At 61.5% G+C, this 17,568-nt stretch carries 10 protein-coding genes and 2 pseudogenes; 8 read left to right on the forward strand and 4 right to left on the reverse strand.

The features are described 5' to 3' along the window. The first annotated feature begins 121 nt into the window (after positions 1 to 121). From xylA to D3M70_RS31440, 5 genes and pseudogenes are all read left to right on the forward strand, one after another. Positions 122 to 1,438 (forward strand): xylose isomerase, encoded by a 1,317-nt coding sequence (xylA, locus tag D3M70_RS31425; RefSeq protein WP_120130142.1) that lies wholly within the window; start codon positions 122 to 124, stop codon positions 1,436 to 1,438. Between the two features lie 153 nt (positions 1,439 to 1,591). Then, positions 1,592 to 2,593, forward strand: a complete 1,002-nt coding sequence (gene xylF / locus D3M70_RS31430) for a D-xylose ABC transporter substrate-binding protein (protein ID WP_120130143.1) — start codon at positions 1,592 to 1,594, stop codon at positions 2,591 to 2,593. Positions 2,594 to 2,744: 151 nt separating this feature from the next. Continuing rightward, positions 2,745 to 4,023, forward strand: a pseudogene (gene xylG, locus D3M70_RS31435) (D-xylose ABC transporter ATP-binding protein); the annotation flags it as partial. Position 4,024: 1 nt separating this feature from the next. Continuing rightward, a pseudogene (locus D3M70_RS33900) lies at positions 4,025 to 4,201 on the forward strand (D-xylose ABC transporter ATP-binding protein); the annotation flags it as partial. Beyond that, complete coding sequence (locus D3M70_RS31440) at positions 4,202 to 5,338, forward strand: sugar ABC transporter permease (protein WP_120130145.1); 1,137 nt, start codon at positions 4,202 to 4,204, stop codon at positions 5,336 to 5,338. Between the two features lie 25 nt (positions 5,339 to 5,363). On the opposite strand, the gene dusA is transcribed toward D3M70_RS31440, so the two are convergent. Both dusA and D3M70_RS31450 read right to left on the reverse strand, forming a co-directional pair. Continuing rightward, positions 5,364 to 6,335 (reverse strand): tRNA dihydrouridine(20/20a) synthase DusA, encoded by a 972-nt coding sequence (gene dusA / locus D3M70_RS31445; protein ID WP_120130159.1) that lies wholly within the window; start codon positions 6,333 to 6,335, stop codon positions 5,364 to 5,366. Positions 6,336 to 6,481: 146 nt separating this feature from the next. Then, the gene (locus D3M70_RS31450; protein ID WP_120130147.1) at positions 6,482 to 11,575 is read right to left on the reverse strand and encodes an ATP-binding sensor histidine kinase; all 5,094 of its coding nucleotides are present in this window, start codon (positions 11,573 to 11,575) and stop codon (positions 6,482 to 6,484) included. 199 nt (positions 11,576 to 11,774) lie between these two features. Here D3M70_RS31450 and D3M70_RS31455 point away from each other — a divergent pair, with 199 nt between their 5' ends. Beyond that, entirely contained in the window at positions 11,775 to 12,641 is an 867-nt protein-coding gene (locus tag D3M70_RS31455; RefSeq protein ID WP_120130148.1) for a LysR family transcriptional regulator, read from the forward strand. A 90-nt stretch (positions 12,642 to 12,731) separates the two neighbouring features. On the opposite strand, the gene D3M70_RS31460 is transcribed toward D3M70_RS31455, so the two are convergent. Together D3M70_RS31460 and D3M70_RS31465 are read right to left on the reverse strand one after the other, a co-directional pair. Next, positions 12,732 to 13,169, reverse strand: coding sequence for a DoxX family protein (locus D3M70_RS31460; RefSeq protein ID WP_120130150.1), 438 nt, complete (start codon positions 13,167 to 13,169; stop codon positions 12,732 to 12,734). Between the two features lie 101 nt (positions 13,170 to 13,270). Next, the gene (locus D3M70_RS31465) at positions 13,271 to 14,692 is read right to left on the reverse strand and encodes a transglycosylase SLT domain-containing protein (RefSeq protein ID WP_120130151.1); all 1,422 of its coding nucleotides are present in this window, start codon (positions 14,690 to 14,692) and stop codon (positions 13,271 to 13,273) included. A gap of 188 nt (positions 14,693 to 14,880) precedes the next feature. On the opposite strand from D3M70_RS31465, the gene D3M70_RS31470 reads away from it, so the two are divergent. Next, positions 14,881 to 15,684 (forward strand): TatD family hydrolase, encoded by an 804-nt coding sequence (locus D3M70_RS31470; protein ID WP_120130153.1) that lies wholly within the window; start codon positions 14,881 to 14,883, stop codon positions 15,682 to 15,684. Positions 15,685 to 15,976: 292 nt separating this feature from the next. Next, the gene (locus tag D3M70_RS31475; RefSeq protein ID WP_120130154.1) at positions 15,977 to 17,290 is read left to right on the forward strand and encodes a methyl-accepting chemotaxis protein; all 1,314 of its coding nucleotides are present in this window, start codon (positions 15,977 to 15,979) and stop codon (positions 17,288 to 17,290) included. Positions 17,291 to 17,568: the final 278 nt, after the last annotated feature.

Consider the following 17,568-nt stretch of genomic DNA (forward strand, 5'->3'; position numbering starts at 1 on the left):
GAGAGGAATCTCAATACTCAAAATCGAACACCGAGTTGGTGATTTTCATAATTTTCAGGGGATAGGCCGTTGCTAGTATCGGGGCAGATCCAGCTCCCCCAGAACAACAAGGAAAACACCGATGCCCTGCTTCCCCGAGATCGACAGGATTCGCTACGAGGGTCCGAACAGCGATTCCCCCCTCGCCTTTCGCCATTACGATGCCAACAAAATCATCCTCGGCAAGCCGATGCGCGAGCATTTGCGCATGGCGGCCTGTTATTGGCACACGTTCGTCTGGCCGGGCGCCGACATGTTCGGCGTCGGCACCTTCAAGCGCCCGTGGATTAAACCGGGCGATGCCATGGAACTGGCGCGCTTCAAGGCCGATGCCGCCTTCGAGTTCTTTTCCAAGCTGGGCATCGACTACTACAGCTTTCACGACACCGACGTAGCGCCCGAAGGTGCCAGCCTCAAGGAGTACAGCCGCAACTTCGCGCAGATGGTCGACGAGCTTGAGCGGCATCAGGAACAGAGCGGCATCCAGTTACTGTGGGGCACCGCCAACTGCTTCAGTAATCCGCGCTTTGCCGCAGGCGCCGCGAGCAACCCGGACCCGGAAGTCTTCGCCTATGCGGCGACTCAGGTGTTCAGCGCCATGAACGCCACCAAACGCTTGAACGGCGCAAACTACGTGCTGTGGGGCGGTCGCGAAGGCTACGAAACGCTGCTCAACACCGACCTCAAACGCGAGCGCGAACAGCTCGGGCGTTTCATGCGCATGGTAGTCGAGCACAAGTACAAGATCGGCTTCACCGGCGATCTGCTGATCGAGCCCAAGCCTCAGGAGCCAACCAAGCACCAGTACGATTACGACAGCGCGACGGTGTTCGGCTTCCTGCATCAGTTCGGTCTGGAAAAGGAAATCAAGGTCAACATTGAAGCCAACCACGCGACCCTCGCCGGGCACAGTTTCCACCACGAGATCGCCACCGCCGCCTCTCTCGGCATTTTCGGCAGCATCGACGCCAACCGTGGCGATCCGCAGAACGGCTGGGACACCGACCAGTTTCCCAACAGCGTCGAAGAGATGACCTTGGCCACCTATGAAATCCTCAAGGCGGGCGGTTTCAAGAATGGCGGCTTCAACTTCGATTCCAAGGTCCGCCGTCAGAGCCTTGACGAAATCGACCTGTTTTACGGTCATGTCGCGGCCATGGATGTCCTTGCCCTGGCCCTCGAACGTGCGGCGGCGATGATCGAAAACGACCAGCTTCAGCAGTTCAAGGATCAGCGCTATGCCGGTTGGGACCAGCCGTTCGGACGCGCCGTGCTGTCCGGTGATTTCACCCTGGACTCCCTGGCGCAGCACGCGATGGACCATGAGCTGAACCCGCAGGCGGTCAGTGGCCGGCAGGAAATGCTGGAAGGCGTGGTGAACAGATTCATCTATCGCTGACCCGAAAACCGGCGCTGCGACCCTGCGAAATAGGGCGGTTACATTCTCGCGACAATTCGTTGCTCGCGGCGCCCGGCGACTCACTACAGTTCTACCGGCAACACGTACACGCTCAGGAAGTGCCCCCAAACAAAAATAAAAGGACGCACCACAATGAAAAACCTGAAACGCACCTTGCTCGCCAGTGCCCTGGCCCTGCTCAGTCTCCCCGTCATGGCCGATTCAGCCCATCCTAAAATCGGTTTCTCCATCGATGACCTGCGCCTGGAACGCTGGTCCCGCGACCGTGACTACTTCGTCGCTGCGGCGGAAAAAATGGATGCGAAGGTCTTCGTCCAGTCCGCCGATGCCAACGAACAGAAGCAGATCTCCCAGATCGAAAACCTGATTTCCCGTGGCGTCGACGTGATCGTCATCGTGCCGTTCAACGCCACCGTGCTGACCAACGCCGTGGCCGAAGCCAAGAAAGCCGGGATCAAGGTGGTCTCCTACGACCGGCTGATTCTCAACGCCGATATCGATGCCTACATCTCGTTCGATAATGAGAAGGTCGGCGAGATGCAGGCCGCGGGTGTGCTCAAGGCACAGCCCAGGGGCAACTACTTCCTGCTCGGCGGCGCGCCCACCGACAACAACGCCAAGGTCCTGCGCGAAGGCCAGATGAAAGTGCTGCAACCGGCCATCGACAAGGGCGACATCAAGATTGTCGGCCAGCAGTGGGTCAAGGAATGGAACCCGACCGAAGCGCTGAGCATCGTCGAAAATGCCCTGACCAAGAACAGCAACAAGATTGACGGCATTGTCGCCTCCAACGACGCCACTGCCGGTGGCGCGATTCAGGCCCTGGCCGCGCAGAAACTCGCCGGCAAGGTGCCGATCTCCGGTCAGGACGCTGACCTCGCCGCGGTCAAACGGGTGATCGACGGCACGCAGACCATGACGGTCTACAAGCCGCTGAAGCTCATCGCCTCGGAAGCGGCCAAGCTTTCAGTGCAACTGGCACGTAACGAGAAACCGGACTTCAGTTCGCAATACGACAACGGCACGAAGAAGGTCGACACCATCCTGCTGACGCCGACACCGCTGACCAAGGACAACATCGACCTGCTGGAAAAAGACGGGTTCTACACCAAGGATCAGATTGCAGGGAAATAGCAGCAGCGCGCGTGTCTTGCCCTGTATCGGCCCGGCCGGGCCGCTACAGGTCGATTTACCCACTCTGACCGCTGCGTGAGTACCCCTGCAAATGTCCGATTACCTGCTGCAAATGAACGGCATCGTCAAAACCTTTGGCGGTGTCAAAGCCCTGAACGGCATCGACATCAAGGTCCGGCCCGGCGAGTGCGTCGGGCTGTGCGGCGAGAACGGCGCCGGCAAATCGACGCTGATGAAAGTGCTGTCGGCGGTCTACCCACACGGCACCTGGGAGGGGGAAATTCTCTGGGATGGACAGCCCCTCAAGGCGCAATCGATCAGCGAAACCGAAGCCGCCGGCATCGTCATCATCCACCAGGAACTGACCCTCGTCCCCGACCTGTCGGTGGCGGAAAACATCTTCATGGGGCACGAACTGACCCTGCCCGGCGGGCGCATGAATTACCCGGCCATGATCCATCGCGCAGAAGCCCTGATGCGTGAACTCAAAGTACCTGACATGAACGTCTCGCTGCCGGTGTCGCAATACGGCGGCGGGTATCAGCAGCTGGTGGAGATCGCCAAGGCGCTGAACAAACAGGCGCGACTGCTGATCCTCGACGAGCCCTCCTCGGCCCTGACTCGCTCGGAAATCGACGTCTTGCTGGACATCATCCGCGACCTCAAGGCCAAGGGCGTCGCCTGCGTCTATATCTCCCACAAACTCGATGAAGTGGCGGCGGTCTGCGACACGATTTCAGTGATCCGCGACGGCAAACACATCGCGACCACGGCCATGGCCGAGATGGACATCCCGAAGATCATCACCCAGATGGTCGGCCGTGAGATGAGCAACCTGTTTCCCACCGAACCCCACGAGATTGGCGAGGTGATTTTCGAAGCGCGGCGCTTCACCTGCTTCGATGTCGATAACCCCAAACGCAAACGCGTCGACGACATCTCGTTCAGCCTCAAGCGCGGCGAAATTCTCGGGATTGCCGGGCTGGTCGGTGCCGGGCGCACGGAGCTGGTCTCGGCGCTGTTCGGCTCCTATCCCGGTCGCTACGAAGGCGAGGTGTGGCTGGAAGGCAAACGGGTCGACACCCGCACGCCGCTCAAATCGATTCGCGCCGGTTTGTGCATGGTCCCCGAGGACCGTAAGCGCCAAGGCATCATTCCTGACCTGGGCGTCGGCCAGAACATCACCCTGGCCGTGCTCGACAGCTTCGCGCACCTGACCCGCATCGATGCCGAGAAGGAACTGGGCAGCATCGACAAGGAAATCGCCCGCATGCATCTGAAGACCGCGAGCCCTTTTCTGCCGATCACCAGCCTCTCGGGCGGCAATCAGCAGAAAGCCGTGCTGGCGAAAATGCTGCTGACCCAGCCTCGCGTGCTGATCCTCGACGAGCCCACGCGAGGGGTCGACGTGGGCGCCAAATACGAGATCTNATCATGGTGTCGTCGGAGCTGGCCGAAGTGCTGGGCGTTTCCGACCGCGTGCTGGTGATCGGAGAAGGCCAGTTGCGCGGCGACTTCGTCAATCAGGACCTGACGCAGGAACAGGTACTCGCCGCCGCGCTCAGCCAGAGTGGCGGACATGACAATAACGACTGGAAGACCGCTTGAATGAATCAGGTCAAACAACTCTTCACCCGCTACAAAATGCTCGCGCTGGTCATCGCCATTGCGCTGATCTGGCTGTTCTTCAGCTGGCAGACCGAGGGCGGTTTCCTCACCCCGCGCAACCTGTCCAACCTGCTGCGGCAGATGTCGATCACCGGGATTCTCGCCTGCGGCATGGTGCTGGTGATCATCAGCGGCGAGATCGACCTGTCCGTGGGCTCGTTGCTTGGGTTGCTCGGCGGTGTCGCGGCGATTCTCGACGTGGTGTATCACGTGCCGCTGCCGGTGAACCTGGCGGTCGTTGCGCTGTGCGGGCTGTTGATCGGCCTTGCCAATGGCTGCATGACGGCTTACTTGCGCATTCCCTCCTTTATCGTCGGCCTTGGCGGGATGCTGGCGTTTCGCGGGATCTTGCTGGGCATCACCGGGGGCACCACCATCGCACCGGTTTCGCCGCAGCTGGTGTACGTCGGCCAGGGTTATCTGCCACCGTTGGCAGGCGTAACGCTTGGCGTGCTGCTGTTCGCCCTGACTCTGTTCCTCACCTGGCGTCAGCGCCACAATCGCGCGCTGCATGGCCTGGCTGCGCACTCGTTGGTCCGTGACGTATTGCGCGTGGTCGCCATCGGCGCGGTGCTGGCCGGGTTCGTCTACACCCTCAACAGCTACGACGGCATTCCGGTCCCGGTCCTGCTGTTGCTGGTGCTGCTTGGCGTGTTCAGCTACATCACCAGCCAGACCGTGTTCGGCCGCCGCATCTACTCGGTGGGCAGCAACATGGAAGCCACGCGGCTTTCAGGTATCAACGTGCAGGCGGTGAAGCTGTGGATCTTCGGCATCATGGGCGTGATGTGCGCCCTGGCCGGGCTGGTCAACACAGCGCGTCTGGCGGCAGGTTCCCCCTCGGCGGGCAACATGGGCGAACTCGACGCCATCGCCGCCTGTTTCATCGGCGGCACTTCGATGCGCGGCGGCTCGGGCACTGTTTATGGTGCACTGCTCGGCGCACTGGTCATCACCAGCCTGGACAACGGCATGTCCATGCTCGACGTCGACAGCTACTGGCAGATGATCGTCAAGGGCAGCATTCTGGTGCTGGCGGTGTGGGTGGACGTGAGTACGCGCACCGGGCGGCGTTGATGGCAGGAGGCTGGGCAATTGCTCCTCACCGCCCCTCCAACAATTCCCCCGCCTTATCCAGCAACCCCAGCGGATCGTCGGTCTTGTGAATATCCACCGACAGCAACTGACGAAACTTGCGAGCGCCGGGGAAGCCGGTGCCCAGGCCCAGGACGTGGCGGGTGATGTGGTGCATCGAGCCGCCGTCGCGCAGGTGGGCTTCGACGTATGGGCGCAGCTGTGCCAGGGCTTCGGCGCGGGTGATCTGCGGGGCGCTGGCGCCGAACAGCTCGCGGTCGACTTCGGCCAGCAGGTAAGGATTGTGGTAGGCCTCGCGGCCGAGCATGACGCCGTCGAACGTGTCGAGGTGTTCCCGGCATTGTTCCAGGGTCTTGATGCCGCCGTTGAGGATGAACTCCAGCTCGGGAAAGTCCTGCTTCAATCGCGCTGCGACCTCATAGCGCAGTGGCGGAATGTCGCGATTTTCCTTGGGCGACAGGCCCTCGAGAATGGCGATCCGGGCGTGAACGGTGAAGCTGGTGCAGCCCGCATCGCGCACGGTGCCGACGAATTCGCAAAGCTGCTCGTAGCTGTCACGGCCGTTGATGCCGATACGGTGCTTGACGGTCACCGGGATCGAAACGGCATCGCGCATCGCTTTAACGCAATCGGCGACGAGTTGCGGGTGGCCCATCAGCACGGCACCGATCAGGTTGTTCTGCACGCGATCACTCGGGCAGCCGACGTTGAGGTTGACCTCGTCGTATCCCGCCGCCTGGGCCAGACGCGCGCTCGCTGCCAGATCCGCCGGATTGCTCCCCCCCAGTTGCAGGGCCAACGGGTGCTCGGTCTCGTCGTGACGCAGAAAGCGCTCACTGTCGCCATGCAGCAACGCGCCCGTGGTGACCATTTCGGTGTAGAGCAAGGCGTTTTTCGACAGCAGGCGCAGGAAGAACCGGCAGTGGCGATCTGTCCAGTCCATCATCGGCGCCACGGAAAATTTCCGGCTGACAACCATTTGATTTAAAACGTTTTTTTCTACGTCAATGTTCACTAAAAGGCCTTCATGGATCGCGCGATTGCACATACGGCGTGCGGGGGGGTATGTGCCGAGCGCGGATTTTACCTGTTGAGCGCAGCTTTTCCCAATTCCCTCGACGGAGCTCACTCGATCCCCCGGACGGGCAGCCGGAAACGCATTCTGCAACCGGTCTGCCCGCTGCTTTCTACCGTCAGGCGGCCCGCATGCGCATCCAGAATCGATCTGCAGATCGCCAGGCCCATGCCCATTCCACTGCCCTTGGTGGTGAAAAAGGGGTCGAAGATTTTCTCGAGGTTCTCCGCGGCGATGCCAGGGCCGTTGTCTTCAACACTCGCGTGCAGCCATTTGCCGTCGCAGGCCGTGCGGATCATCAGCAGCCGCCCCTGCTCGCGATGACTGGCCATGGCGTCCAGCGCATTGGTGATGAGGTTGAACAGCAGTTGCTGAACCTGAATCTGATCCCCGAAAACCCGCTCTCTGGCGGACAGATCCAGTTCGACGCGCACCCCAAGGCCGGAGATTCGGGGCAGCAGCAGGCGCAACACATCGCGCACGATGTCATTCACCGACAGCTCGGCGATCTGAATCGGCGCTTGCGATGCCAGCGACCTCACCGCACGCAGAATGCTGGTGGCCCGTTCGCCGTCAGCCGATATGTCCTGCAGCCCGGCCCTGGCCTCCTCGACATTCGGGGTTTCTCGGCTCAACCAGCGCAGACTCGCCGCCGAGTTGGTCAGGATGCTCAGCAACGGCTGACTGATCTCGTGGGCGATGGACGCTGCCAGTTCCCCGAGCACCGCCAGATGGGAGCTTCGCGCCAGCTCGGCCTGAGAAGTACTGAGCTCGATTTCGGTTTTGGCCCGCAGGCGGCTTTCTTCCAGCGCATGGGCGTAGATGCGGGCGGTATGAAGCGACACCGCCGCCTGCGACGCCAGCAATTCCAACATCGCCAGTTTCTTCTGATCGAACAGCCGGGGGACCTGACGGTTTTCCAGATACAGCAGCGCCAGTAAGGTCCCCTGCCGTATCAGCGGCAAACAGAGCACCGAACGGGTCATCCGGTTGGCGAAGTCCGCCCGATGGGCCATCGGGCATTGGCGGCTGGCATCGTCGATGACCAGCGGCCGGGACGCGCGAATCGTTGCGTACAGCACCGACATCGGCACTTCATCGAACGCCGCATCGCAGCCTTGCGCCGACGAGATGACCGCCCCGCCTTCGAGTCTGGCGGATACGGCGATCTTCAGGCTGGCGCCGTCGACGGTGACCAGCACGCCGCGATCCGCGCCGGCGTACAGAATCACTTGCGTCATCAGGGTTTCGACCAGCCGGTCCAGGTGCACTTCCTCGGAGACTGCTTTCGCCGCCCACATCCCCGCCTCCATGTCCAGTTTTTCCTGGAGGATGGTGCTCATCGAACGCTCCACGACCGTGTCGATGGAAAGAAAGGTGTGCTCACGCTCCATCTGCGCGGCTTTGGCGGCAGCGCCCCAGAGACGGTAACAGTCTCGCGAAACCCGCAGATGGAGGTTGGCCCCCGAGACCAGTCCCGTCAGCACGCAGGTCTGGGCCAGTTGCTCATGAGCGATGGCCTGCTCGTGGATGAATCCCGTTGCTGCCGCCGCGATTCCGGCCTGATCGAAATTGCGGATGGCGACGATGTCCTGCCCTTCGAGCCGGGCAATCAAGCCGTCAATCAACAGTAATTTGTGGCGGAAGGTCGCCGGGTTCGATTTGGCCCAGAGCGCGAAATGGCTGCGGTGCTTCGACAGCAAGGCCAGCCGCGACTCAACGGAACCCGGCGCCTGCGGGCTGCCGAGCGCCAGGCTGTAAAACAGGTAAAAGGTCGACACGTTGATATGTGCCGCGACCGACCAGAGCGAAGGCGCCGCCGCCTCGAACTGGCGGATGGCGAACTCGGCTTCGCCCAACAGGCACGCCGACATGCCCGAATACAGCAATGTCCAGAACCGCGCCGGCGCCGATAGCGCCTGCGAGGGGTCGTGCGTGGCGAGCACCTGCGACGCACGACCGACCTGCATGTCGGTCGCAAACTGTTTCTGTGCCTCGACGATTCTCTCGACATCGAAGTAGTCGAATTTGCGAATGAAAGTCAGACCGCGTTCCAGCTCTTCGAGCACTGAGCTCAAAGGTTCCCCCATCACGAACATGTCCGCGCCCAGATGCGTGACGGCGTAGCACGCCATGACCAGATCGCCGCCCCGGCTACCGATCTCGAAGGCCTTTGACGCCTGCTCCCTGGCAAACGCCAGCGGCAGGGTCCACGGGCTGACTTGATCCATCGCCAGCAGCGTCGAGGTGCGACTGGCTTCGTAGCCACGCTGCTCGCCGATATCCAGGGCCAACTGAACGAAGGCGTGTCCGTCGACATACTCGTCGTAGCGCGAGGCGATCATCACCCCGAACCATGCAAGCCCATAGCAACTGGCCGGGGACGTGCCGTGCAGCAACGTCAATTCGACCATCTTCGCCAGGTGCAGAAAGCCCATGCCGTCGTGGGTGAAGAATGATGAAATCAGCGTGCTGAGCAGTTCCATCGCCGCTTCGGTGTCGGGCTGGTCCATCTGCGGCAGCGCAGCCAGTTCAGGGATCGACCGCTGCCCGATCAACGCTCGGATGCGCTGATAAATGTCGTCCAGTTCCTGCTCGTCCGGCTTGCGGATCAGGGGCGTCTGCAGCAATTGCAACCCCGCCAGTGCTGCCGCGATAGCCCCTTCATGGTCGGAGCGCAGGGTCTTGAGCGTTGCCATCAGCCGGTAGGTGCTGGCCTGTTCGAGCGCAGTGATCGCATCTGCGAAACACTGGCCGATGAGGGCCTCGGCGCTGTCGAGGTCGGCGAGCAAAAGGTTGCACTCCGCCGCCAGCCACCGTGCGCAAAATGCCTGCCGCTGTGGATCCGGCTGAGGGGTCGCCTCCAGCAGCACCTGGGCGCTGACCAGGTAATCGCACGCCTGTTTCACCGCGCCTGCGCTTTTTGCAAGCCTGGCGGCATCGATCAATACGCCAATGAAAGGCGCATGAGAGCCGTCCGGACACAGGTCTGCAATGCTGCGCTGGATCTGGTTGGCGATCTCGAACACCGATTTTTCATGGACGGTGTGCGCCCGCCGGACCATCAGCTGCGCAATGCGGCCGTGGACCGCGGGCCGTACCTCCAGCGGGGTCAGGCCATACGCTGCTTCATGAATCCGGTCGTGGGGGAAGATCAACGACTGGCCTTCGTACATCAGCAAACCGGCATCGACCAGCGCCTTCATGACTTTGACGAACTCGATATCGCCCAGCCCGCTCAGCTCGCGCAAAAGGCCCTCATCCACTTTCACCCCGACGCCGCTGGCGAGTCGCATCAAATCGCGTGCGATCTCGGGCAGGCGATTGAGCCGATGGACCATCAGGTCGGCGACGTTATCGGCGTAGCGATGACGCGCTACGTCCTCCAGCGCCCAGGTCCACTTGCGATGCTGTGCGTCGAAACGCAGGAGCTTGTCGTCGATCAGTGCGCGCAGAATCTGCACGATGAAAAACGGGTTACCCGCGGTTTTGGAATGAACGAGTACGGCGATCTCGGCAACGTCCTGGGCACGCATGTTGAGGTATCTGGCCAGCAGTTGCGCCACCGCCTCTACGGGAAACGGCCCCAGTGCGATGTTTTCGACGACGATGCTTTTGCCATGAACTCCATGGAGTAAACCGTCGGGAGCGCTTAGCCGTGAGGCAGCCGAAGCGCGATGCGCAAGGATCAGGAAGACGTTGGTGGGGGGTGCATCGATAAAGGCCCGCAACAGCGAGAGTGTGGAGTCGTCGGCCCATTGCACATCGTCGAAGAAGATCACCAGCGGCGTACCGAAGCTGCCAAACACTGCGAGGGTATCGAGCAACGTCTGATTGGCCCGCAGAATGGCGTGATAAGCAGGGACGCTCGGCTGTTCGCTTGTCGGGCCGAGTATGGCTTCGAATGCAGGGCACAGATCGGTGAGCAGCCGACCTCGGCTCCCCAGCTGTCGACTCAATGAAGCCTTGAAGCGCTCGACCTCGTCAAAGCTCCTGGCAGATAGAAATCTGGCAAGGCTCGCGAGGATCTGGCGAAAGGGTGCGTAAGGAATTTCACGTTGCAAGGACCGGCTTCTTCCGCGCGCCCAGTAATCCGGCGACACCGATGACAGCCAGTGCTGAACCAGCGTGGACTTGCCCTCCCCCGGTGAGCCGCAGACCACCGCCACCGCAGATAATCCGGTTTCGACCACCTGCGCATAGGTGGCCGACAGCTGCCGCTGCTCCGCTTCGCGCCCCACCAGCCGGGCGGACCTGGACCACTGGAATGTCTTGTCCAGCAGCCCGGTTTCAAACGGTTCGATCCGGCCATGCCTGGCCAGTTGCTCACAGCAGTGCGCCAGATCTGCCGCCAGCGCCTCGGCCTTTTGGTACCGCTCGCCGGGGTCCTTGGCCAGACACTTCAACAGAATGCTGCTGACCACGGCAGGAACCTGCGGGTCCAGCTCGGAGGGCGACATCGGCTGTACCGCCGCATGGACGTGCAGCCATTGCACCAGCGTTTCGCCTTCCAGCGGCAAGCGCCCGGCCAGCACCTCATAAAGCACCACGGCGAGCGAGTACAAATCGCTGCGCACCTCTCTGGAGGCGCGCTCACTATTCAACTGCTCCGGGGCGAGGTACGGCCAGTGGGAGGGCGCGAACGCCGAAGCCGGTGGCGCGGTGTCGTCGATGGACATGAAGCCGTTCAGCCTTGCGCCCTCTGGGCTGACGGCAATGTGTTCCGGGGTGAGATTGCCGTGAATCACGCCGCAAGCATGGGCACTCGCCAGTGCCCGGGCGGCCTGGGTCGCCACTGCGAGAAATCTCGACAAGGTGAATGTGCCCGGCATGAGGGTTTCACGCAGATTCGGCACCCGGGGGTAGACGATCATCGGGCCTTCGGCGGAACGAATGAACGCCACGGGCAGGATCGCCCAGGCCGGATCCAGAGGAATGCGCAAGTCTCGTTCGAGTCGCAAACAGGCCGCAGGACAGGTCAACGGGGCTCTGGCGGCGTCCCACTCCACGCCGGTTCCGGGTTCATGAATACGCAGGCAGGTCAGATACTCTTCATGGCGCAGTAACGTCAACGTACAGTGTTCGAGCCACGCGTCTGCGTCTACGGAGCCTTGCCCGGCCAGCTCGTATTCAGTGGGAAACATCGGGGGTACTCGAATTGAGAATAGCGAAACTGTGGCGCGATCTTACTATCAAGATTTACCCGTCCCAAGCTGTTTGAAACCCGGGCCTGGCGCCATAGCGTGGCGCGCCGGCTGTTACAGTCCGCCCGGCTTGAGGTTTGGTGCTAAATTCCCCTCCCATGACGACCGCCATCGCGCCCCCGAGCCGTGAGGAACACCTGTGAACTGGGATGACACCCGCATACTGTTGGCGCTGAGCCGAACCGGCAGCCTGCGCGCCGCCGGCCGCAGCCTGAATATCGATCAAGCCACCGTCGGCCGGCGCCTGGCCCTGCTCGAGCACGCACTGGGCGCCAAGCTGTTCCTGCGCACCTCCGAAGGTTTCGTATTGACCACGTCGGGGGAGGCGGCAATGACTTCGGCGGTCGCGATGGAAGAATCGGCGCTTGAGTTGCAGCGACGCATTCAGGGCCTGGACAATCGTTTGCAAGGTATCGTTCGGGTCACGGCCACCGATTCCGTCGCACAGGATTTCGTGGTGCCCGCCCTCGCCCGGCTTCATCAAAAACATCCTGACGTGCAGGTGCAATTGCATTCGTCAACGACGTTTCTCAGCCTGGTGCGGCGTGAAACGGACATCGCCATCCGCAACGTGAAACCCGACAACCCCGATCTGATCGTTCGCAGCCTGGCAAATTGGCCGGTGGGGCTTTTTGCATCCCCCGAGTACCTCGAACGCAGGGGAGAACCGATGCCGGGCGGGGCATTCGCGGGGCATGATCTGGTGGTGTATCAGCCCTACCTCGACAACAACAAAGGCCTACATCTGGTAGGCGAGCCCATCACCCATGGCCGGGTGGTCACGGCGGCAAGTTCGAGTCTGTTGGTGCGCAGCGCGCTGCTTGCAGGCCTCGGGTTGGGCGAACTGCCGCTGGCTCTGGCGCAAAACCGGAATCTGGTTCGCGTCTGGCCGCATCTGGTCAATCCCAATCCATACGCCATGTGGTTGATCACTCATTCCGACTTGCGCCATACCGCCAGGGTGCGGGCGGTGATCGACGAGATCGTCGGGGTGTTCGAGTCATGACCTTTTTGAATCAACAGGCCGCTAACTTCAGCGCATAAAAAAATCCCGGCCTGAGCGAGACCGGGATTTTTACTTGAAGCGCGTCGAGGCTTATTTGCCGGCGATCAGGCGATCCAGAGAAATCCGCCCGGCGCCTTCAACGAGCACCGCAATCGCCCCGCCCAACAGCGCCAGACCGAATTCGTAACCGTTGTTGGCCATGAACAGACCGTTGTGGATGTGGACCGACAAGATCGCCACCACCAGCATCACGATCAGCACCAGCGCAGCAGGACGCGCCAGCAGACCGAGGAACAGCGCCAAACCGCCGAAGAATTCCGCGCTGCCCGACAACAGCGCCATCAGGTAACCCGGATTCAGCCCCAGACTGGCCATGTATTGACCTGTGCCTTCCAGACCATAACCGCCGAACATCCCGAACAGTTTCTGGCTGCCGTGAGCCATGAAAATGATGCCCACCAGGATGCGCAAAATGGTGATGCCGTAACCGGCGCGGGTGCTGAACAGCGATTTGATTTGAGCATTCATGGCGTTTAATTCCATTTGGTAAGAAGAAAGTGGCGCCATGATAATCGGAATAACAAATATGAATATCGCAAAAAACGCGTTATCAATATCGAATTATTAGATCAGTCTCGGACAGCCACTTTTCGCGATGAAGGACTCTCCAGCGAACTGCGTTCCTGGTCGTACGCCAGATAGTATTTGTTCACACTATTAACGTAGCTGACCACGCCCATTCCCACCTGCTCCATCGCCACCCGCTCGACCTGGAAGAACCACTGGTTGGGGTTCAGGCCCTGACGTCTGGCCTGGGTGCGCATCGCCTGTACGCGCTCCGGGCCGAGGTTGTACGCCGCGAGGGTAAAAGCCATGCGCTCGCGCTCGTTGATTCGGGGGCTGGCGAAAAACTTGCGGCGGATCAGCGCCAGGTATTTGCTTGCAGCCTGCACGTTGCCATCGACATCACGAATGTTGTCCACGCCTACCCGCTGCGCGGCTGAAGGGGTGATCTGCAGCAGCCCGGTAGCACCGCTGCCGCCCTTGGCGCTCGGGTTGAGCTTTGATTCCTTGAACGCCAGCGCGGCAAGGTCCAGCCAGTCCATCTTCTGGGCATCGGCGTGGCGTTGCAGGGTCGGGCGCAGCTTTTCCAGACGCTGGCGGTCTTCACGGGCCAGCGGATAATGGACGCGGTACAGATCCTTGTAGGCCTTCTGGAAGGCCATGTCCTGATTGGCCGGCGGTTCGTAGGTTTCAAGGAAGCGGTCGACCGTGGCATGCAGCATCACGGCATCCTTGCGCACGAACCAGTTCATGTCGCCCGGATCGCTCAGCGCCAGCGAACGGTCGACACGCAATTTGGGCATCACGCGCGCCCAACGCTCGGCAATCGGTTGCTCGACGACGGTCAGGTGATAGATCCCGGCCTGAACCATCTCCAGCACGTCTTCCACCGCAAGGCTGGGATCGACCCATTCGATTTTCACCGGCGGCAGCTTGCGCAGTGCCAGTTTCTGGTTGAGCTGGATGATGGCCTCGTCCGCCGCGCTGCCGTTGGCCAGCATCAGCGTGCGCCCCGAGAGTTGCTCGGCCCGTTTGAAACTGCGCTCGCCACGCACCCCGACCACCACCAGTGGTACATGACTGACCACCGGCTCGGTCGCGTCGACATACCGCGCCGCACTGGCGTCCAGCAACTCGCCAGGCGCCACCAGGTCGCCCTCTCCACGTTGCAGCGCGGCGAGCAATTGGTCCTTCGCTTTGGGAATCAACTTGAGGGAGACTTTCTGGCCGTCGCGGGCGTGGCCGTTGAGGTATTGCTCGAACGCTTGCAGACGACGGTATTCGACGCCGATGGGCTGGCCTTGCACTTCACCGGAACTGTTGCGGCTCTGGTTGACCAGCACGCGCAAGACCTTGCTGCTGCGGATGGCGGCGAGGTCGCGAACCTGGGATTTCTTGATGACCACCGGCGGCCCGGCAGGGCGCGCCTGGGCGTGGGTCGGAACCAGCAAAAGACACAGCAAGGAAATCAGAGAGGCTCGGATCATTGACGCTCCGGGAAAATGCCGAAAAAACGGGCTTGAAGTCTGTGTCGGGCACTCGCGTGGGCTGCAGACAGCATCTGCAGCGGGCAACGTCACAGGAGATCTAATAATTCTAAGCAGTTGAGCCTGCTTGTTTTTTATCGCTTCAATCGCTCTGGTATTCTTCTCGGCCTCCGGCCTGAGGTAGCACCATGCAACTTATAGACATCGGCGTCAACTTGACCAATCCCAGCTTTGCCGCCAAAGAGCGGGAGGTTCTCGACCGCGCCTACGCCGCCGGGGTGGCTCAGTTGCTCCTTACCGGCACCAGTGTCGAGGGCAGCGAGCACGCCTTGCAGATGTGCCGCCAACTGGACGAAAGCGGCCAGCGACTGTTCAGTACCGCCGGGGTACACCCCCATTCGGCGAGCGATTGGACAGCCGACACCGAGAAACAGTTGCATGCCCTGCTAAGAGAAAATGCAGTGTGCGCCGTCGGTGAATGCGGCCTGGATTTCAATCGGGATTTCTCGCCGCGCCCGCAGCAGGAAAAAGTGTTCGAAGCCCATCTGGCGCTGGCGGTTGCGCTGAAGAAGCCGGTGTTTTTGCATGAGCGCGATGCCGACGAGCGGTTGCTGGCGATTCTGCGCGACTACCGCGATCACCTGCCCGCGGCCGTCGTGCATTGTTTCACCGGCGAAAAGCGCGCGCTGTTCAACTATCTGGACATGGACCTGCACATCGGGATCACCGGCTGGATCTGCGACGAACGCCGGGGCACCCATCTGCACCCGCTGGTCCGCGAAATTCCTCGCGGCCGTCTGATGCTGGAAAGCGATGCGCCCTATCTGCTGCCGCGCAGCCTGCGGCCGAAACCGAAAAACGGCCGCAACGAACCGGCCTATCTGCCGGAAGTGCTGCGCGAAGTGGCCCTGCATCGCGGCGAAACCGTCGCCGACGTAGCAGCTCACACCACCGCCTGCGCCCGAGCGTTTTTCTCGTTGCCCTCCATCTAGGCAGAGTGCGGTGGACCGAGATCTGCGGCTCGCAGGCCTGCGATGTAGGAGTGAGCTTGCTCGCGATAGCGGTGTATCCGCCATGCGGCTATCAACCGACCCACCGCTTCGCGACCGTCGTACCCTCCGATCGCTCCTACAAAGTTATGGATGCCACTCAAAACCCCGGTTTGCCACACAAATCGGTAGCAAGACGAGCAATTGATACAGATCAACACTTCTGCACCGCACCATGGCCAGACTAGTGGCACCTTGCCTGTCACGTGCAATCAATTAACAGAAGAGCTTCCTCATGGGCCGCTGGTTGAGCAACATCTCGCTGAAATACAAATTCTGGGCGGTGAACGCCGTCGCCTTCCTTACCACGTTACTGCTGGTGCTCTACGCCCTGAATCTGGAGCAACACAGCCGGGCCGAGGATGCCAGGCTGGCCACGCAGGCCCAGGCCCAATGGCTGGCGGCGTGGCCGAAGGGTCAACCCTTGCCGACCCTTGAGCCTCTGCCAGCACCCCCTTCGTTCAATCAGATCCTTGCCGAGCACTTCAGCCATTACGCACTTGCCGTGAGCGTTCTGATGCTGGTCATGCTCAGCGCTTCACAGTTGCTGATCCGCTTCCTGCTGACCCACCTCAACACCCTCAAGGATGTGATGCTGCATGTCGAAAAGAGCGGCGACCTGTCCACGCGCGCGCCGCTGACCGGGGAAGACGAAGTCGGGCAGATGGCCAAGGCGTTCAACGCCATGCAGGCCGGGTATCAGCGCATCGTCGGCACCGTGGCGCAGTCGGCGGCGCGACTGGATCAGGGCGCCGTGCACCTGGCGTCAGGCATGAGCGACGTGCGCCAGGGCATGCTCGGCCAGCAGAGCGAGACCGATCAGGTCGCTACCGCGATCAACGAAATGACCGCCACGGTCTATCACATCGCGCAGCACGCCAGCGCCACCCGCGATCAATCGCAGAACGCCGACGCGCTGGCCGGGACCGGCAAGGAAGTGGTCGACCGCGTGCAATCCTCGATCACCGGGCTTTCCAACGGCGTGCAGCAGACCGCCACGATGATCCAGCGCCTGGCCGAGGACAGCCAGAAGATCAACAGCGTGGTCAACGTCATTCACAGCATTGCCGAACAGACCAATCTGCTCGCGCTCAACGCAGCCATCGAAGCGGCGCGCGCCGGGGAAATGGGTCGAGGGTTTGCGGTGGTGGCCGATGAAGTGCGCAATCTGGCAAAACGGGTACAGACCTCCACCGACGAAATCACCACAATGATTGCCGCCTTGCAGGCCGGCACCCGTGACGCCGTGGATTTCATGCAGGAAAGCTCGTACAAGGCCGACGACTGCGTGCAACACGCCCGCGAAGCCGGTGACGCACTGGCCGCGATCACTGAAGCGGTCGCCCAGATGCGCGACAGCAACACGCAGATCGCCGTGGCCGCACAGCAGCAAAGTCAGGTGGCCGAAGAAATGAACCGCGCAGTGGTCAGCATTCGCGACGTCACCGAACGCACCGTGCGCCAGACCGTGGATTCGGCCAGCACCAGCGATGAACTGGCGACCCTGGCCGGAGAGTTGAACACGGCCATAGGGCAATTGCGGCTGTAACAAGGTTCACGCCGGACTCCCACGGCCTTCGGGCAGAAGCAGGAAATCAGGACACCCAAATCGCGGTCCACGCAGAAGCGGGAGCGCGGGTTACCTTAAATCGCCGCAGAAGCGTGAAGCGGGGTGGCATCTGCTTTTGATTCTGGCCGAAGGCCGTGGGAGCTGGCTTGCCTGCGAAGCGTAGTGTCAGTCACCTCATCAGTTGAAGACACTCCCCTTGCTGCCGGTGCCCGGCAGATCGTCGGCAAGCCGAACTCCCACGCCCTTCGGGCAGAAGC

Origin of the sequence: Pseudomonas sp. LS-2 (genome assembly GCF_003605735.1) — a bacterium.
GTDB lineage: Bacteria > Pseudomonadota > Gammaproteobacteria > Pseudomonadales > Pseudomonadaceae > Aquipseudomonas.